Annotated in this window: 22 protein-coding genes; all 22 read left to right on the forward strand. The window is 47.7% G+C overall.

Annotation, left to right across the window (positions count from 1 at the left end; all coding sequences use genetic code 11):
* The first annotated feature begins 16 nt into the window (after nt 1–16).
* The 22 genes from flgD (at nt 17) to NYE29_RS23980 (ending at nt 18721) form a co-directional block, all read left to right on the forward strand.
* Nucleotides 17–505, forward strand: a complete 489-nt coding sequence (flgD, locus tag NYE29_RS23875) for a flagellar hook assembly protein FlgD (RefSeq protein WP_038593518.1) — start codon at nt 17–19, stop codon at nt 503–505.
* Nucleotides 502–885 (forward strand): TIGR02530 family flagellar biosynthesis protein, encoded by a 384-nt coding sequence (locus NYE29_RS23880; RefSeq protein ID WP_076110103.1) that lies wholly within the window; start codon nt 502–504, stop codon nt 883–885. Before flgD ends, NYE29_RS23880 begins: the two co-directional genes overlap by 4 nt.
* Nucleotides 886–1008: 123 nt before the next feature.
* Nucleotides 1009–1827, forward strand: a complete 819-nt coding sequence (flgG, locus tag NYE29_RS23885) for a flagellar basal body rod protein FlgG (protein WP_076110102.1) — start codon at nt 1009–1011, stop codon at nt 1825–1827.
* 84 nt (nt 1828–1911) lie between these two features.
* A complete protein-coding gene (locus NYE29_RS23890; RefSeq protein ID WP_038593507.1) occupies nt 1912–2136 on the forward strand; it encodes a flagellar FlbD family protein in 225 nt (74 codons plus the stop codon).
* Nucleotides 2133–2600, forward strand: a complete 468-nt coding sequence (locus tag NYE29_RS23895) for a flagellar basal body-associated FliL family protein (protein ID WP_340897802.1) — start codon at nt 2133–2135, stop codon at nt 2598–2600. The genes NYE29_RS23890 and NYE29_RS23895 overlap by 4 nt, the downstream gene beginning before the upstream one ends.
* A gap of 39 nt (nt 2601–2639) precedes the next feature.
* A complete protein-coding gene (gene fliM / locus NYE29_RS23900) occupies nt 2640–3638 on the forward strand; it encodes a flagellar motor switch protein FliM (protein ID WP_038593500.1) in 999 nt (332 codons plus the stop codon).
* On the forward strand, nt 3628–4926 hold the full coding sequence (fliY, locus tag NYE29_RS23905) for a flagellar motor switch phosphatase FliY (protein WP_340897803.1): 1299 nt from the start codon (nt 3628–3630) through the stop codon (nt 4924–4926). Before fliM ends, fliY begins: the two co-directional genes overlap by 11 nt.
* A gap of 26 nt (nt 4927–4952) precedes the next feature.
* On the forward strand, nt 4953–5318 hold the full coding sequence (locus NYE29_RS23910) for a response regulator (RefSeq protein ID WP_019910416.1): 366 nt from the start codon (nt 4953–4955) through the stop codon (nt 5316–5318).
* 9 nt (nt 5319–5327) lie between these two features.
* The gene (locus tag NYE29_RS23915) at nt 5328–5855 is read left to right on the forward strand and encodes a flagellar biosynthetic protein FliO (RefSeq protein WP_038593494.1); all 528 of its coding nucleotides are present in this window, start codon (nt 5328–5330) and stop codon (nt 5853–5855) included.
* Entirely contained in the window at nt 5852–6619 is a 768-nt protein-coding gene (gene fliP / locus NYE29_RS23920; protein WP_076110099.1) for a flagellar type III secretion system pore protein FliP, read from the forward strand. The genes NYE29_RS23915 and fliP overlap by 4 nt, the downstream gene beginning before the upstream one ends.
* 22 nt (nt 6620–6641) lie before the next feature.
* Nucleotides 6642–6911: a flagellar biosynthesis protein FliQ gene (gene fliQ / locus NYE29_RS23925; RefSeq protein ID WP_038593488.1), complete on the forward strand. Its 270-nt coding sequence runs from the start codon at nt 6642–6644 to the stop codon at nt 6909–6911.
* Between the two features lie 10 nt (nt 6912–6921).
* Complete coding sequence (gene fliR, locus NYE29_RS23930; RefSeq protein ID WP_038600090.1) at nt 6922–7707, forward strand: flagellar biosynthetic protein FliR; 786 nt, start codon at nt 6922–6924, stop codon at nt 7705–7707.
* A 22-nt stretch (nt 7708–7729) separates the two neighbouring features.
* Nucleotides 7730–8824: a flagellar biosynthesis protein FlhB gene (flhB, locus tag NYE29_RS23935; RefSeq protein WP_340897804.1), complete on the forward strand. Its 1095-nt coding sequence runs from the start codon at nt 7730–7732 to the stop codon at nt 8822–8824.
* Between the two features lie 20 nt (nt 8825–8844).
* The gene (gene flhA, locus NYE29_RS23940) at nt 8845–10878 is read left to right on the forward strand and encodes a flagellar biosynthesis protein FlhA (RefSeq protein WP_340897805.1); all 2034 of its coding nucleotides are present in this window, start codon (nt 8845–8847) and stop codon (nt 10876–10878) included.
* Nucleotides 10875–12299, forward strand: coding sequence for a flagellar biosynthesis protein FlhF (gene flhF / locus NYE29_RS23945; RefSeq protein WP_076110097.1), 1425 nt, complete (start codon nt 10875–10877; stop codon nt 12297–12299). The genes flhA and flhF overlap by 4 nt, the downstream gene beginning before the upstream one ends.
* Nucleotides 12299–13174 carry a MinD/ParA family protein gene (locus NYE29_RS23950; protein ID WP_038593478.1) on the forward strand — a complete coding sequence of 292 codons (876 nt, stop codon included), beginning with the start codon at nt 12299–12301 and terminating at the stop codon, nt 13172–13174. The genes flhF and NYE29_RS23950 overlap by 1 nt, the downstream gene beginning before the upstream one ends.
* A 38-nt stretch (nt 13175–13212) precedes the next feature.
* A complete protein-coding gene (locus NYE29_RS23955) occupies nt 13213–14616 on the forward strand; it encodes a protein-glutamate methylesterase/protein-glutamine glutaminase (RefSeq protein ID WP_340897806.1) in 1404 nt (467 codons plus the stop codon).
* A gap of 34 nt (nt 14617–14650) precedes the next feature.
* Complete coding sequence (locus tag NYE29_RS23960; protein ID WP_340897808.1) at nt 14651–16696, forward strand: chemotaxis protein CheA; 2046 nt, start codon at nt 14651–14653, stop codon at nt 16694–16696.
* Between the two features lie 27 nt (nt 16697–16723).
* A complete protein-coding gene (locus NYE29_RS23965) occupies nt 16724–17185 on the forward strand; it encodes a chemotaxis protein CheW (protein ID WP_038593472.1) in 462 nt (153 codons plus the stop codon).
* A gap of 3 nt (nt 17186–17188) precedes the next feature.
* Nucleotides 17189–17815 carry a chemotaxis protein CheC gene (locus NYE29_RS23970; protein ID WP_038593470.1) on the forward strand — a complete coding sequence of 209 codons (627 nt, stop codon included), beginning with the start codon at nt 17189–17191 and terminating at the stop codon, nt 17813–17815.
* Nucleotides 17808–18305 (forward strand): chemotaxis protein CheD, encoded by a 498-nt coding sequence (locus NYE29_RS23975; protein ID WP_076110094.1) that lies wholly within the window; start codon nt 17808–17810, stop codon nt 18303–18305. The genes NYE29_RS23970 and NYE29_RS23975 overlap by 8 nt, the downstream gene beginning before the upstream one ends.
* Nucleotides 18306–18307: 2 nt before the next feature.
* Nucleotides 18308–18721, forward strand: a complete 414-nt coding sequence (locus NYE29_RS23980; RefSeq protein ID WP_076110093.1) for a hypothetical protein — start codon at nt 18308–18310, stop codon at nt 18719–18721.
* Nucleotides 18722–18788 lie beyond the last annotated feature (67 nt).

Below are 18788 nucleotides of genomic sequence, written 5' to 3' on the forward strand. Positions count from 1 at the left end.
AGTGAGGTGAAATGAAATGGAATCAACGACTCCGATAACTACCAAAGATCAATGGAATTATGTAGTTCCTGACAGCAGCAAGAAAACAACAGGCAGCTCCGTCCTGGGCAAGGATCAGTTCTTGAAAATCCTCATGACTCAATTGCAGAATCAGGATCCCACGCAGCCTATGGAGGATAAAGAATTTATCGCCCAGATGGCTCAATTCTCATCGGTAGAGCAACTTATGAATATTTCGACCCAAATGACGGCTATGAGTCAGTCGCTTGGTTCGGTCTCCGGATTGATCGGAAAGGATATCACCTGGACTGATACGGAAACCAAACTTCCAAAGACAGGCAATGTAGAATCCATAGTTGTCAATAAAGGTGTGCAATATGCAGTTGTAGGCACTGAGCGAATTGCTTTAACTGACATTACACAAATCCAGAATGCAGCATCTAAAGTGGAAACTGTGAGCGACAAGACTCAAGACGACGCCGGGGAGAGCGGGGGGACAATATGAGCGACAGGTTGACTATAGGACAACTGTATCCCTCAAGTGTACATCCGCAGGCTCTACAGCGACAGCAGGCAGCAAAGAATACGGTCAAAACAGAAGCTTCATTTGAAAGTGTGCTTCAGCGGAATTTACTGAAATTCAGCAATCATGCCGCGAAACGACTGGAGCAACGGGGGATTGAACTTGGAACCCGTCAATTGGATGAGATCTCTTCGGCAGTGGATAAAGCTGCAGCCAAGGGTAGCAAAGAATCCTTGATATTAATGAAGGATATGGCTCTAATCGTCAGTGTGCCTAACCGTACTGTAGTCACGGCTATGGATGGAAGCTCTATGAAGGACAATGTGTTCACACAAATTGATAGTGCAGTTATTATCTCATAAACCGGCCGGTCCTATCGGGAGAGCCGGAGTAGACGCCGACCGACTGACGTGTCTACAGCTCAATTATGATTTACATTATAAATTATGGGTCAGTTGACTCTATAATCCGGGAGGATATTAATCATGTTAAGATCTATGTATTCAGGTGTTTCAGGTATGCGCGGATTTCAAACCAAGCTGGATGTCATCGGCAATAACATCGCCAATGTGAACACACTCGGTTTCAAATCGGGCCGCGTAATGTTCAAAGACATCATGAGCCAAACCGTATCAGGTGTTACTGCTCCGGTTGAAGGCGGTCAAGGCGGGGTCAATGCGCAGCAGATTGGCCTTGGAGTAAGCATCGGTTCCGTAGACACCATGCATCTGGCGGGCAGTGCCATGACTACCAACAATCCTACCGACCTGCGGATTGACGGAGACGGCTTCTTCGTGGTTAGACTTTCGGATGATCAGGAGACTCCTTTTCTGACCCGTGCCGGTGATTTCCATATGGATGCAGCCCGCAACCTGATCACTTCCGATGGACTGCATGTTCTGAATTCCGATGGCGAGGCTATTCAACTTGCAGCGGAAGTAACGGCGTTCTCAATCTCCAGCGACGGCACCATCGTACAGACGATGGCTGACGGAACAACTGAGCCGGGCGTTAGAATCGGTATGGCTAAAGTAAGCAATCCGCAAGGTTTGGAGAAAATCGGCGGTAATCTGTATCGCATGACATTGAATGCGAATGCCGATGGTGAGCTTGTGATAACGACTCCGAATGATGCAGAAGCAGGTACAGGGAAAATCGTCTCCGGTCAGCTAGAAATGTCCAATGTCGATCTGACGGGTGAGTTTACTGAAATGATCGTAACCCAGCGCGGTTTTCAGGCGAACTCACGGATTATTACAACTTCTGATGAAGTCCTTCAGGAAGTTGTTAACCTCAAGCGTTAATTTTTAAACCATAATCATAAACTTGCTGTATTGTGAAGTCTTGGGGGAGGAACTCCTCCCCCTATTTTTGTTAGGAGGTCTGTTATGATTTCGGTAACAAGATTGAATGGAACGCCAATGTTTTTAAATGCTTTGCTGGTAGAAATGGTAGAGGAAGGCCCGGATACTTACATTACACTGGTAACCGGAAAAAGACTGATCGTGCTTGAAAAAGCCGATGAGGTCATACGTAAGATCCGAGATTATAACAGGGACATAGGCACATATGCTGCCACCATTAAAGTCCAGTCTATGGAGGAGCTCTCATGAAAAAGATGATGCCGTGGCTCATTACAATTTTACTTGCGGTAACACTCATCGTAGTAGCTGCATTTTTACTAATGGATAAGATCTTCCCAAGCGATGCGAATGATGTGAAAGCGGCAGTTCAAAATGTGGAAACCAACACAATGAGTGCTGATCAAATCGTCGAACTGACGGCGCAAATCACCGATATCAAAACTAATCTTGCCGATCCCGATTACATCCTTTCAGTAGACATCGCGTTCCAATTGGATACAGCGAAGTCCAAGGAAGAATTCGAAAAGATAAAAGCTATTAAGATCACGCCGCTAATTATTAAGGCGATTGCCGATACCAAGCCAGAGGATCTCAATGGTGCTAGCGGCAAAGATCAAATCAGCAGCAAGCTGGTGAATATAATCAACAAGAATTTGACTGAAGGGTCTATAACCCAGATCGAATTCACTAAATTCATTATGGCTTCTATTTAGCTGCTGGCGGGTTTAATTGTTTGATGGGGGGTGATTGAATTGGTTGATGTACTATCACAAAATGAAATTGATGCTCTGCTTGCCGCACTTTCATCCGGTGAAATGGATGCCGACGAACTTAAAAAAGAAGAAACCCAGAAAAAAATCCGCTCTTACGATTTCAAACGGGCCGTGCGCTTCTCGAAAGATCATATCCGCAGCCTTACGCGGATTCATGATAACTTTGCCCGCTATCTTACGACGTACTTTTCGGCCCAATTGCGTACCTTTGTGCAGATCAGTGTCGTTCAAGTAGAGCAGCTCCCTTATGATGAGTTCATCCGTTCCATTCCAAAAATGACGATTTTGAATATTTTCGAAGCGGAACCGCTGGAGGGACGAATGGTCATGGAGGTGCATCCGAATATTGCCTTTGCCATGCTTGATAGGCTGCTGGGCGGTTTTGGAACGGCACCAAGCAAGATTAATGCACTGACCGAAATTGAAACAACTATCATGGAGAGGATTTTCAGCAGATGTTTTGAAAGTCTACAGGAAGCCTGGAAGACGGTTCTGGATATTAATCCACGGATGGAAGCTCTGGAGACGAACCCGCAGTTCATGCAGATTGTATCACCGAATGAAACGATTGCGCTGATCTCGTTAAGCACCAAAATAGGCGACACTACCGGGATGATCAATCTATGTATCCCTCATGTCGTACTGGAGCCGATTATGACAAGGCTGTCCGTACACCAATGGTTTGTTTCTGAGAAGAAGGTGCGGGACGAGGTTGAACTTGAATCTATCCGTTCGAGAGTTCACAGGGCGCAGCTGCCTATAGTTGCAGAGCTGGGTGAATCCAGGTTATCCATAGCTGAATTTCTCGGGCTTAGCGTCGGCGACGTAATCTCTCTCAATAAGACCGTGGATTCCGGGCTGTCGATCAAAGTAGGGGACAAGCTGAAATTCATTGGAAGTCCAGGGATGATTAAAGAGCGTGTAGCTGTGCAAATAGACGAGATTGTCAGTGAAGGAGCTGAAGAGTTTGACGAGTAAAGACTATTTATCCCAAGAAGAGATCGATGCTCTTCTCAGACAGTCCGCGGAAGGCTCAATGGAACCACAGGAAAAGACAGTTGATGATTACCTGACACCATTTGAGCAGGATGCGCTGGGGGAAATCGGCAATATTACATTTGGCAGTGCAGCGACTGCACTTTCCACTTTGCTGGGTAAGAAGGTTGATATTACGACTCCGCAAGTGTCCATCATTACCCGTGGGCAGTTTGAGGAAGCTTTTCCTAAACCTCATGTTGCGGTACATGTACAGTACGTGGATGGTTTTCAAGGCATTAACTCACTGGTAATCAAGATCAGGGATGCGCAAGTCATTGCCGACTTAATGCTTGGCGGTGAAGGAGAACCCAAGGATGAAGAGCTGAATGAAATTCATATCAGCGCCGTGCAGGAAGCAATGAACCAGATGATGGGCTCATCTGCTACCTCCATGTCAACGATCTTCAACCGGTTTGTCAACATCTCGCCTCCGGGAATTGATATCCTGAATATGTCGAGTGGAGAAGGGGTAGGCAGTCTTCCGGATGACGAAACTTTGATTCAAATTTCCTTCCGACTGAAGATTGGGGATCTTATCGACTCCACGATTATGCAGCTTTTGCCGGTTCAGTTCGCCAAGGATATGGTCAGCATGCTGCTCGGTGATGTCAGCCAGGCGGATCAGGAAGCGGCTGTGTCGACAGCAGACAAGTCTGCTGCACCAGCACCTGCCCAGGCCCCTGCAGCACCTCCAGCGCAGCAGACGCCGCCTGGACCTGGTGAAGTGCCGCCGCAATATCCGCCTCAGGGAATGCCGCCTTATCCGGGGATGCCTGAAGGAGGCTATTATTATCCACCGGCAGGAATGCCTGCTTATGGAATGCCGGGCGTGCCGCCATATGGAGTACCGCCTCAGGGAATGCCTTACGGACAGGTTCCACCGCAGGCGCCGCCTCTTGGACGCAATGTAAATGTACAGCCTGTTCAATTCGCTAATCTTAGCGCAGGAGCCTTTGGCAATATTGATGAAAATAATTTAAATTTATTAATGGACATACCACTGAGAGTGACCGTAGAATTAGGAAGGACCCAGAAGCAGATCAAAGATATTCTGGAAATGTCGCAAGGTTCGATTATCGAGCTGGACAAGCTGGCTGGTGAGCCTGTTGACATTCTGGTGAACAACAAGCTCATTGCCAAGGGTGAAGTCGTAGTTATCGACGAAAACTTCGGAGTTCGCGTTACGGATATCGTCAGCCAGTGGGACCGAATTCAAAAATTACAATAAGCATACTTAGGGAGGATTTTTTAAAAATGGCTAACCGAATTCTAATCGTGGACGATGCAGCATTTATGAGAATGATGATCCGGGATATTTTGTCAAAGAACGGATTTGAGGTAGTGGGTGAAGCCCAGGACGGTTCGCAGGCTATTGAGAAGTTTAAAGAACTGCGTCCGGATCTGATCACGATGGATATTACCATGCCTGAAATGGACGGAATTGCCGCCCTTAAAGAAATTAAAAAAGTAGATGCCAATGCCAAGGTCATCATGTGTTCAGCCATGGGTCAGCAGGCTATGGTCATTGACGCGATTCAAGCGGGTGCCAAGGACTTTATCGTTAAACCGTTCCAGGCAGACCGTGTTATTGAAGCAATCAACAAAACGCTGGGCGTGTAGGAATCAGACATGCCGGCTAACAGCGAACCGCTGGGAAACAGTAACCCCCTGCTGAATTTGCTCAACGTTATTTTTGTCCTTGCGGCAATCGTCATTCTTATAGTGCTGCTGATCCGTTTTCTTGGCCGCCGCAATCAGACGTTAATGAGCGGGCGCTCCATCCGAACGCTGGGTGCGCTCGGACTGGGCCCCAATAAGTCTGTGCAGATTATTGAAATCGGCGGCAGCCTTTACATGATCGGGGTCGGTGAGAATATATCCATGTTGGATAAAATCACGGACCCGGCGGAAGTGGCACTTATCATTTCTACGTTTGAAGAAGAGTCGTCAGGACAGAACAACTTTCTGGTGCCGCTCATTTCCAAAATCAAAGCCAAGGTGCGCGGTGAGGTTCCATCTCAGGAAATCGAACTTAGTGAAACATCCTCTTTTTATGAGACCCTGCAATCCAAGCTTGCACTTGCACCTGAGCGCAACGAAAAAATGGAAGAGCTTCTCCGGGATGATGCACTTAAAGATGAGTCGAGGGATTTATGAAAAAAAAGCTGATTCTTTCTTTTCTGCTGCTCGGTATGTTCAGTGTTTTGCTTTTGCATCCGATACACGCTGATCCTATACCGAACATTAATATTCAAGTTGGCGACAGTAACGGTTCAAGCAGCGGGGGTACCAGTTCCATCTCTATACTGCTACTTGTGACAGTTCTGAGTGTAGCCCCGGCTTTTCTTGTTCTAATGACCAGCTTTACACGGATCGTCATCGTATTGGGTTTCGTCAGAACCTCACTCGGTACACAGCAGATGCCTCCGAACCAAGTGCTTGTAGGGTTGGCGCTTTTTCTTACTCTCTTCATAATGTCGCCTACACTTGCACAGGTGAATGAAACGGCGCTGCAGCCGTACATGAAAGGTACCTTAACTCAGTCCGAAGCGCTTAATAAAGCAGCCGAACCGATGAAGGAATTCATGTTCAAACAGACGAACACCAAAGATCTGCTTTTGTTTATGAATTACACGGGTAACAATGCCACGGTCAAACCCGCCACGTACAATGATATTCCGTTGACAGTGATGGTGCCGGCTTTTGCCATTGGTGAAATGAAAAAGGCGTTTACAATGGGCTTCATGATTTTTATACCTTTTCTGATCATTGATATTGTAGTTTCGAGTACACTGATGGCCATGGGGATGATGATGTTGCCTCCGGTCATGATTTCATTACCGTTCAAAATAATGCTCTTCGTACTGGTAGACGGCTGGTACTTAGTTGTAAAATCACTGCTGATGAGTTTTAACACCTGACGTATAAGAGGAGGCATAAGGGATGAATACGGAGTTTATTATCGGTCTAGCCGGCCAAGCCGTATATTTGGTGCTGGAAACAAGCGCTCCCATGCTGATTCTTGGTCTGGTGGTAGGACTGATAGTCAGTATTTTCCAAGCTACAACCCAGATTCAGGAGCAGACGCTTGCGTTCGTTCCCAAAATCGTCGCCGTACTGCTCGCTTTACTGCTGTTCGGCCCTTGGATCATTACGAAGCTGGTAGACTTCACCAGTCAAATTTTGGGCAGTCTCTACATGTATATCGGTTAAGACTATGGATATGGAGACCCTTCTGCAAAGTTTTCCCGTCTTTCTGTTGATTTTTTGTCGAATTTCCGCCTTTTTTGTTGTAATACCAGTGTTTTCTTCTCAGAGTCTACCGGCAACTTTCAAAATCGGATTGTCCTTTTTTGTCGCCTTAGTTGTCTTCAGCTCAAGGGGGACCGGCATTGTTGTTCCACAGGACCTCACCTATATTTTGCTAGTGGCCAGGGAAGCGTTGATAGGTTTGCTGCTCGGGTTCATCGGCTATCTGATGTTTATGACGATTCAGACGGCCGGATCCTTCATTGATATTCAAATCGGATTTGGGATTGCCAACGTCATTGACCCAATGACTGGAGCATCAGCCCCAATCATAGGTAACTTTAAGTACATGATCGCCCTGTTGCTGTTTCTGAGCATGAATGGACATCATTACTTGTTGAATGCGATCGTATACAGCTATAACTGGGTGCCTCTAGACAACGATTTGTTTGTCAAAATGATCAATGGCAGTCTTTCAGAATTTCTGGTCCGCTCTTTTGCCCAATCTTTTATGCTGGCCTTTCAAATGTCGGCACCTTTGGTTACCGCGCTGTTTCTTACGGATATCGGTTTGGCCTTTCTGGCAAGAACCGCTCCGCAATATAATGTATTCGTCATCGGGGTACCGCTCAAAATTATTATAGGTCTTGCGCTGCTTCTTATTCTGATGCCGAGTCTGGCTGCGTTGTTCCAGAATCTCTTCGACATTATGTTTGAGTCCATGCAAAATTTGCTGGGTCTTATGGGGAAGAGTCCTTAGGTGACTGTAAGGAGAGAGTGTTATGCCGAAGCCGAAACGATATAAACTGGATCTTCAGCATTTTGGGGGGGATAAGACAGAGAAAGCCACCCCGAAAAAACGTCAGGATGCCCGTAAAAAGGGTCAGGTAGCCAAAAGTGCCGAACTTTCCGGTGCGGTTGTATTGTTTTCGGCGCTGCTTAGTCTGACGATGTTCGGAAGTTTCATGAAAGAACGTTTTATGAGTCTATATTTGGATGTTTTTCAGAATCGCATTATGATGGAAGTAACAGCGGAAAATGTGTCCAAGATGTTCAACGAGTATGGTCTGCAGATACTGATTCTGCTGGCCCCGCTGCTCGGGATTACCTTCTTACTTGCACTAGTCGTAAATTTTGCACAGGTTGGCTTTATGGCCTCAGGTGAGGGGATTACGCCTAAGTTCAGCAAGATTAATCCGATCAAAGGGTTCAAAAATATATTTTCCATGCGTTCGTTTGTGGAGTTCCTGAAATCGGTCTTTAAACTGGTGCTGATTGCCTATCTGGTTTACAGCACGCTTTGGGGAGAGAAAGAGAGTTTTGCCGCTCTTTCACATGTGAATGCGGAGGGTGTATACCGTTTCACTGCAAAGATGACCATGAATCTTGGCATCAAAATAGCAGCTGCATTGTTCATTATGGCAATTCTCGACTATATATACCAGAAGTACGAACATGAAAAAAGTCTGAAAATGTCCAAGCAGGACATTAAAGATGAATACAAAAAGATGGAGGGCGATCCCTTAATTAAAGGAAAGATCAGGGAGCGCCAACGCCGAATGGCAATGCAGCGGATGATGCAGGAAGTGCCAAAGGCGGATGTGATCATTACGAATCCTACGCACTTTGCCGTTGCCCTTAAATATGACGGTTCCAAAATGGAGGCTCCGCAGATTATAGCCAAAGGCCAGGATTATGTGGCGCTCCGCATTCGAGAGCTGGCTAAGGAGCATGGTGTTGTGACTATGGAGAACAAGCCGCTGGCACGGGCATTATTCCAAAGAGCAGAAATTGGCGATGTCGTTCCTGCCGATCTGTTCCAGGCGGTTGCCGAAGTGCTGGCCTATGTATACAAGCTTAAAGGTAAGAGGAGATAAGCCGGGGGAGGTAAAGGACATTGAAAGCTAAAGATCTTACAGTTCTACTGGGCGTTATCGGTATTGTGCTTATGATGATTCTGCCCATCCCGGTCTGGCTTCTGGATGTACTGCTGATTGTCAATATTTCGATAGCACTAACCATTATTTTGGTCGCAATGAATACAAAGGATCCGCTGCAATTTTCGATTTTTCCTTCTTTGCTGTTGATCACAACGTTATTTCGTCTCGCACTCAACATTTCCACTACCAAGCTGATTCTTAAAGATGGTCATGCAGGTGAAGTTGTTGCCACGTTCGGCAGCTGGATTGCCGGGGGACAAATCGCTATCGGATTCATCGTCTTTCTAATTCTGGTTGTTGTGCAGTTCATTGTTATTACCAAAGGTTCGGAACGTGTTGCTGAAGTAGGCGCCCGGTTTACATTGGACGCGATGCCCGGTAAACAAATGAGTATTGATGCTGATTTGAATGCAGGGATGATTAATGAACAGCAGGCACGGGAACGCCGCCGGAATGTTGAACGCGAAGCTGACTTCTTCGGAGCAATGGATGGTGCGAGTAAATTCGTCAAAGGTGACGCAATTGCCAGTATCATCATCTTGCTGATCAACCTGATCGGCGGATTCGTCATCGGGATGACTATTCATGGACTGTCGTTTCAGGATGCACTTTCGACATATTCCGTACTGACAATTGGTGATGGACTGGTCAGCCAAATTCCTGCTTTGCTCATTTCAACCGCTTCCGGTTTGATCGTTACACGGGCGGCGTCAGAAGGGAACCTGGCAGAGGATTTAACAGGCCAATTATTGTCCTATCCGAAGCTCTTGTACATCGTTGCGGCGACAATCGCCTTCCTTGGATTCTTCACTCCGATTTCAGTAATGTCTACCTTGCCCCTCGCAGCACTCATGGGATATGCGGCTTACAGCATGGGCCAGAAGGCAAACCAAAAACAAATTGCCGAGGAACAACTGGTCGAGGAGAAGCAGATTGAAGAAGTGCGGAGTCCGGAGAGCGTCATTAACTTGCTTACAGTGGATCCCATTGAATTTGAGTTCGGTTACGGACTTATTCCTCTGGCCGATACAGGTCAGGGCGGAGATTTACTCGACAGAATTATCATGATTAGACGACAATGTGCCCTAGAAATGGGACTTGTGGTGCCTGTTATTCGTATTCGCGACAATATTCAGCTAAAACCGAATGAATATGTCATAAAAATTAAAGGGAATAATGTCGGCGGTGGTGAATTATTACTTAATCACTATCTTGCCATGAGTCCCGGTTATGATGATGAATCTATAAACGGTATTGAGACTGTTGAACCATCTTTTGGACTTCCTGCACTTTGGATTGACGAATCGGTGAAAGAACGGGCGGAATTATCCGGCTACACCGTAGTTGATCCGCCTTCCGTGGTTGCTACGCATTTGACGGAGCTGATCAAACGTCATGGGCATGAGCTGCTAGGACGTCAGGAAACCAAACAGCTGGTCGACAATCTCCGGGAGAATTACCCCGTGCTGGTTGATGAACTTATTCCTTCGGTACTGGCAATTGGTGATGTTCAGAAGGTGCTCGGCAAGCTGCTGCGTGAAAAGATTTCGATCCGCGATTTGGTGACGATCTTCGAAACGCTGGCTGACTATGGTACTTACACCAAAGATCCTGATATCCTGACCGAGTATGTCCGCCAGTCGTTGTCGAGACAGATTACACAGCAGTTTTCCCAAGTGGGAGAGACGCTGCGTGTAATTACTGTCGGACCTAATTTGGAGAAGAAAATTTCCGAAAGTGTGCAGCAAACGGAACAGGGCAGCTATCTGGCACTGGATCCGGTTTCGACACAAACCGTGTATCAGCGGCTTACGGAACAGATCAACCGTTTGCTCCAGTCCGGGCAGCAGCCTATCGTACTGACTTCACCGACCATTCGTATGTATTTGCGGCAGGTTATTGAGCGGACGATGCAGGATATTCCGGTGTTGTCCTACAGCGAACTGGAACCTAATATCGAAATTCAAAGCGTTGGAGTGGTGAACTTATGAGAGTGAAGCGTTATGTGGTCGATACGATGCCTGACGCCATGCATTCCATCCGCAGCGAGCTAGGAAGCGATGCCGTCATCCTAAGCACCAAGGAAGTTAAAGTCGGCGGATTTATGGGCATGTTTAAAAAGAAAAAAATTGAAGTTGTAGCCGCAGTGGAAGAGGTACGGAAGCCGGCAGTACCTGATAAGGCCCCTGTACAATCGCTGAATGTTCCGCGTAGTGCAGTGCCACAGGCCTATCAGAAAGCCGCCACAGCATCATCACCGTCAGCATCGCTCACGAAGGAGCCTGCTGCTGGCCGGAGCTTTGCTGAAATTGCCGCTGCCATATCGGAAGCCTCCGGGATTGCTGAGGCAGGCGGGAATGTAGCCGTTCTGCCTGCAACTGCAACCGTAACTGCTGTTGAGGAACAGAAAGAGGAATTGGATAGAGAGCTTGCATATGCAATGCAGGCCTCTGCTCCGAAGGAACAGCCTGGTTCGGTCAAGGCACTTTACGAGAACTTTGGTGCTGAACCCAATCCTCCCGCAGTCTCGGTAGCGGAAAGTGATGTCCTTCGCGAAATCAGGGACATGAAGCATTGGATGGAACGTATCGCCCGCTACTCTTCAAGCGGAGTGGAATTGCCCGAGCAGCTGGAACAGCTTAAGATCCGTTTACTGGACCAGGAGACTGATCCGGTGCTGGTGGAGGAATGGATCAGCAATGTGTTTACCCGCTGGAATGATGAGGGGCGTACCGGAGCTCCTGATCAATTCGGTGAAATGCTGAAAGCTCAGGTGGATGAATTTTTGTCAGGCCGTATTGCAAACGGAATTGCGGCGGATACGCGGATTGTTTACATTGCCGGGCCAACCGGAGTGGGCAAAACAACAACAATCGCCAAGCTGGCGGCAGAGCAGCTGTTTAGACAAGGCAGGAAGGTCGGCCTCATTACCTCCGACACTTACCGGATTTCCGCGGTGGAGCAGCTGCGCACGTATGCATCGATACTGAATATTCCGCTGGAGGTTGTTCAGTCCCCGGGAGATTTGCAAAGAGCGTTGTTCCGCCTGGAGAGCTGTGACCTCGTTTTGATGGATACGGCAGGCCGGAATTACCGCAATGAGATGCTCGTCGCTGAACTTCAGAGCCTGCTGGCCAAGGAACTTAAGAGTGAAACTTTCCTTGTACTCAGCCTGACCTCAAAAAGTCGCGATATGAAGACGATCGCCGAGCATTTCGGCCGTTACCAGCTTGACAAGGTTATCTTCACAAAGCTGGACGAGACAGGAAGCTATGGTCCGCTATTTAATGTTCTGAATGACTTCCCTCTTATGCTGTCTTATATAACGAATGGCCAGAATGTGCCAGATGACCTGCTAATGGCTACCAAAGAGCAGCTATCAGGGATGTTGCTGGGAACAGGAGGGGCGTAATGGATCAGGCGCAATCCTTGAGACAGCTGGTGTCCAACAAGGACACCAAACTCGTGCCCAAAGACGGGGTTTCCGCCAGAATCATCACCGTATGCAGTGGAAAAGGCGGTGTCGGAAAGTCGAATTTCACGCTGAACTTTGCATTAGCGCTGAAGGCAATGGGCCGTAAGGTACTATTGTTCGACGCCGATATCGGAATGGCCAATATAGACGTCTTAATGGGTGTCTCTTCTAAATATAATTTGTACCATCTGCTGAAAAGAGAGGCGGATATCGGACAAATTATTCAGACGGGCCCAGGCGGTCTACAATTCATTGCAGGCGGATCGGGTATGGATGAGCTGTTTTCTCTCTCGGAATCAGATTTGAATTACTTTACAACACAGATTGCGCAAATTGCTGATACTATGGATTTTATCCTGTTCGATACGGGGGCAGGACTTTCCAAAGAAACACTCAAATTTATTAGCTCGGCGGATGATTGCCTTGTGGTAACAACCCCTGAGCCTACAGCTATAACTGATGCATATGCATTGATGAAGGTAGTGCACAATTCCTTTCCCGAAACTTCCTTTAGACTGATTGTGAACCAAGCAGGAGACGAAAGGGAAGCGAAAGCAACCAGCGACAAAATCCGCATGGCGGCAAGCCGCTTTTTACAATTAGATATTCCTTTTCTCGGGTATATGAGTAGTGATGCACATGTTGTTCAGGCAGTTAAGAAACAAGTTCCATTCTCAGTGGCTTTTCCGAACAGTGCAGCAGCCAAAGACGTACAGCGGCTTGCCCAAAACTATTTGGCCGCGGATTCAGCGGAACCAAGCAAGGTAGAGGGCATAAAGGGATTTATCAACAGGTGGTTGAAGCGTAAATAATAATTGTTCTGAATTAGAGGAGCAGAGGTGGAAATGATATGAAGCCATATAAAGTTTTGGTTGTTGATGATTCTGCATTTATGCGCAAGATCATTTCCGATTTAATTGAAAATGACGCGAACTTCCAGGTCACCGCTACGGCTTCAAACGGCCGTGAAGCTATTGAGAAAGTAAATCAGCTTTCTCCGGATCTGGTAACGATGGATGTGGAGATGCCGGAAATGAACGGCCTGGAGGCGCTGAAAATAATAATGGCCCAGCGTCCGCTGCCGGTGATCATGCTCTCAGGAATCAATGAGCAGGGCATGAAGGAAACGATTATGGCGCTGGAGTCAGGAGCATTTGATTTCATACGTAAGCCATCCATTTCCAACTCCCAGGATATTATTGCTGTAGGAGAATCTCTCCGGGAGCAAATGAAAGAAGCGATGATGGCCCGTGAGCAGCGTGAAGCTCGAGCATCCGCCTCCAAGAGTGAGGACAAGCCGCCAGCTGCGGTTATTCCAAAACCTCTGGCAGATCCTCCTGTACGCAAGCAGGAACTTCCCAAGAAAGCAAAAGCCGCGGAAGTTCCCGGCACATCAGCACGAGACAAGCTGAAGCCGGAGGCAAAGACCGCGTCCACTAAGGAAACGGGCAAGAATTTGCTTGATAAGCAGCCAGGGAATAGCGGATCCCCGCGATATCCTGTCAAGCCTACTGCAGCTCCGGTAACCCCGGCATCTTCTGAAAAAGCAAAAAACCGCTCCAAAGCGAACGCTACTCCAGTCACACCTGATGTACGTCTGCAACTGGATGGTGTTCCCGGTACGTTCGTCGAACCTCCTGCAGCTTCGGCTGACCGGAAGTCCGGCAGTACTAAAGGGCTGCGCAAGCTTGTTGCTGTAGGCTGCTCTACAGGCGGGCCGCGTGCGCTCAAGGCGTTTTTGGAGAACATCCCGGCTGAATTTCCGGCACCGATAGTCATTGTCCAGCATATGCCGCCTAATTTTACTAAATCATTAGCCCAGCGGCTTAATACCTTTAGCCCGCTTGAGGTTGCAGAAGCGGAGCATGGCATGATCCTTCGCCAAGGAGCGGCTTATATCGCTCCCGGAGGTTATCATCTGAAGGTTGTTCCAGCAGCGGGCGGACAATATGCGATTGAGCTTACGAGTGAGGATGCCCGCAATGGGCATCGTCCATCCGTGGACATGATGTTCGAATCACTATTGCCGCTTACCACGCTGGAACGGCATGCGGTAATTATGACGGGTATGGGCAGCGATGGTGCCAGAATGATGAAATCCCTATATGATTCGGGTGTAACCTCAACCTTCGCTGAAAGTGAAGAAACCTGCGTTGTATATGGAATGCCGCGATCTGCGGTGGAATTGAATTGCGTTAAACATATCCTGCCTTTGCATGAAATTGCTCCAAGGCTGGTGCAAGCCGTTAAATAATGGAAAAGCGAACTTGAAGGGGAGGTGCTCGTTAGTGGACATGAACCAATATTTATCCATGTTTATTGATGAGTCAAATGATCATCTGCAGTCATTGAACGAAAGTATGATGGGGTTGGAAGCAAATCCTGATGATCTGAGTATTGTACAGGTAATATTCCGCTCTGCGCACACCTTAAAAGGTATGGCGGCTACGATGGGTTTTGAGGATTTGGCTTCTCTTACCCACCAGATGGAAAATGTTCTGGATTTAGTACGCAATAACAAGCTGCGGATGCAGGATTTCACTTTTGACACACTGTTCAAAAGTCTGGATGCCCTGGAATCAATGGTTGAGGACATTACGGCTGGGGGCGAAGGTAAGGCGGATGTCTCGGCAATCGTGACTTCTCTTCAGGCTATTGTTCGAGGCGAAGTTCCTACTGCGGCCGGTGCCGCTACCGAGGTTACAGCTGCAGCTCAAAAGACTGGAGACGCTCCGGTGTTTTTAGATGAATTCCAATACTCGGTTCTGCAGCAGTCGCTGCAGGAAGGCCATCAGGTGCTTTATGTGGACGTAGCGATCCGTCAGGATTGTCAGCTTAAAGCGGTGCGGGCATATATGGTTTTCGATCTCTTGGAACGTTCAGGAGAGGTGGTCAAATCCTTCCCTTCGGTTCAAGATATAGAGCAGGAAAAATTCGATTACGGCTTTTCCCTCTATTACATAACCCAAAAGGACGCAAGTGAAATTCAATCTATGATCCTAAACTTATCGGAAATTGATAAGGTTACGGCTTTAGCCCTTGATCAAGAGACACTGGAACAGATGGTGCAGGATATGGCTGCCGCTACTGTGGAAGCACCGGTTCAAGAAGCGGCTGCTCCCGCAGCGGCACCGGTCAGAGAAGAAGCAATCAAAGCGGCAGCTGCCAAAACGGTTGCAGCACCTTCCCGGACGATCCGCGTAGATATCGAACGCCTGGATGTGCTGATGAACCTGTTCAGCGAACTGCTGATCGACCGTGTCCGTCTGGAACAGCTGGCTACAGAAGTGCAGAATAGCGACCTTACTGAGACTGTTGAACATATGGGACGGGTTAGCGGCGATTTGCAGAACATTGTCATGAAGCTGCGCATGGTACCGGTCGACACTGTATTTAACCGTTTCCCCCGCATGGTTCGTGACCTTGCCAAATCTCTGGACAAAAAAATCGATCTGATCGTTACTGGTGCTGAAACAGAGCTTGACCGTACTGTTATTGATGAGATTGGTGATCCGCTGGTGCATTTGCTCCGTAATGCCGTTGACCATGGGGTTGAAGGCGTTCAGGAGCGTATTGCTGCCGGCAAACCGGAGACGGGTACGATAAATCTGCGGGCTTTCCATAGCGGCAATCACGTCTTTATCGAAATTGAGGAGGACGGCGCCGGAATCAATCCGCAGAAAATATTGAAATCTGCTGTTAAGAAGGGAATTCTTACTCAGGATCAGGCTGCTGGCTATTCGGATGATGAAGCCATTCAACTTTTGTTCTCACCGGGCTTTAGTACCGCAGAGGTTATCTCTGACGTATCGGGGCGCGGAGTCGGGCTCGATGTCGTGAAATCCAAGATTACTTCTCTTGGCGGCAACGTGGTTGTTTATTCCACCTTCGGCAAAGGAACTAACTTTTCAGTACAGCTTCCACTAACCTTATCAATTATCGCGGCCATGCTGGTGCGGCTTGGTTCCGAGAAATACGCCATCCCGCTTTCTTCCATCGTGGAGACTGGGATTGTGAAGAAAACTCAGATCCGCACGATTCATAGCAACAAAATGATTGAATTCCGTAACGGTCATATCCCTCTGCTTTCACTGAGCAAATTCTTCTCGGTGCCTGATTTTGATGAAAGTACTGAAGAGGAAACGGAAATAGTAGTAGTCCGCAAAGGGGAACGCCTCGTAGCCCTGGCCGTTCAGGATTTTATTGGGCAGAACGAAATCGTCATCAAGAATCTTGGCAAGTATCTGCCTGAGGTTCAAGGCATCTCCGGGGCGACCATACTTGGTGACGGTCAGGTTGCACTTATTATTGATCCGAATGCTTTTATTAAATAATCAGGATAGAACAGGGAGGTTCATTCCATGGCTGAAGATATCAAAGTAATCGTGTTTAAACTAGGCTCTGAAGAGTACGGTATTGAAGTGGAGAAAGTCCAAACTATTGAACGCATGATGCCAATTACCCGTGTGCCGAAGACCTACTCCTTTATTAAGGGAGTTATCAATTTGCGCGGAGTGGTTATTCCGGTAATTGATTTGCGGGGCCGTTTCGGTATTGAGGAAGCTGATCATACTGATCAGACCCGTATCATTATCGTCAATGTAAATGCAATGGAAGTCGGCTTTATTGTGGACTCGGCCAATGATGTTATTGACTTGAACCGCGATTCCATTGATACACCACCGGAGGTTGTGGGCGGCATCAGAGCGAAGTATCTGGACGGGGTGGCTAAAATTGGAGAAGAACGTTTGCTGATCATGCTCAATTTGAACGAGGTGCTGAACAAGGGCGAAATCGTGCAATTGGAAAGCCTAGAGGGCTAACATATGGAGCTTTTCAAAAACTTCAAAGATTTTAAAATGGATGTCCTTAAGGAAGTGGGCAACATTGGAGCTGGTAACGCCGCCACCGCGTTATCTCAGCTTCTTGGCAAGCCGATCGATATGGCTGTTCCGAAAGTGCAGCTGCTGAGCTTTGAAGAAATCACTGAAAAGGTCGGAGGAGCAGAAGAACTGGTATATGCAGTTTTCCTGCGGGTCGAGGGTGAAGCACCGGGCAATCTCTTTTTCATTCTTACTCCGGAAGCGGCTATAAGCCTGCTTAACCGGGTTGCCGGTATTGAGATTTCTCCCGAGCAGGAGCTGGGTGAAATGGAGCTTTCGGCTTTGAATGAAATTGGCAACATTCTTGCCGGGTCTTACCTGTCTTCCCTTGCCGACTTCACCTCGCTTTCCATGTACCCTACAGTACCTGCACTGGCCATGGACATGGCCGGGGCCATTCTGGGCTACGGTCTGCTGCAGTTCGGTCAGATGGGCGATGATGCTTTGCTGATCGACACGACTTTCCTGGAAGGCAAGGACGAAATTGAAGGACAGTTCTTTCTTATTCCCGATCCAGAATCATTCCCGAAGATCTTTAAATCATTAGGAGTACCGTTTGATAATGATTGAAGAACAAAGCATTATTAAAGTAGGTATGGCAGATCTTAATGTAGGAAGCCAAGACAGCCTTGTGCGCACAACAGGTCTTGGTTCCTGCGTGGGGCTTACATTGTTTGATCCCGGGAAGAAGCTGGCGGGGATGGCGCATGTGATGCTGCCTTCGTCGGATATTGCACGTGAGGGACAAATGAACATTGCCAAATTTGCAGATACCGCAGTGCCGGAGCTTTTGAACCGCTTGCTTACACTTGGAGCAATGCGCAGCCGGATCGTGGCCAAGATGGCCGGAGGCTCTCAAATGTTTGCCTTTGCCGGGGGGAATGACACCATGAGGATCGGGCCTCGTAATGTGGAATCCTGTAAGCTTGCTTTGGAGGCGCTAAAGATCCCTTTGATTGCTGAGGACACGGGCGGCAATTTTGGCCGCACCATTGAAATTTCCTGCAGTACCGGTATACTCTATATCCGCAGCGTGCAAAAAGGCACTAGGGAAATATAACCATGAGCAGAAAAATAGTAGTGAACATCATCGTCGGAGCGATAGGATTTTTGTTTACCTTTTTTGTGAACTATGGGCATAATTTACTTGGAACAAGTTTAATTCGGGCCAGTTTTGGATTTATTATTTGGTTTGTGCTTGCATTCCTCTTAAGATGGGTATTGGGTTTTATTGCTGGACAGTCCGCAGAGCCAGAAGATGCTGAGACAAACTTAGAGGGCAACGAGGCGCTGGGTGGTAATTTTGATGTCATTACTCCGGATGAGGATGAAGAATTAATAAACCTGCTGAAACCGAAGCCGGCCGAAGAAAGCGGAAGCAGTGAAGGTTTTACACCGCTGCAGCCGCCTAAACTGGTCTCTATGAAAGATCCTGAAGAATTGGCCAAGGCCGTTCGTCACCTGAAAGAAGAATAAGCGTGTGCTATTGCGGAAGTGGCTCACCTGTTCCGTGTTATGCCCGCTGACTAAACTTTGGGAAGGG

Origin of the sequence: Paenibacillus sp. FSL M7-1046 (assembly GCF_038007405.1) — a bacterium.
Classification (GTDB): Bacteria; Bacillota; Bacilli; order Paenibacillales; family Paenibacillaceae; genus Paenibacillus_AQ.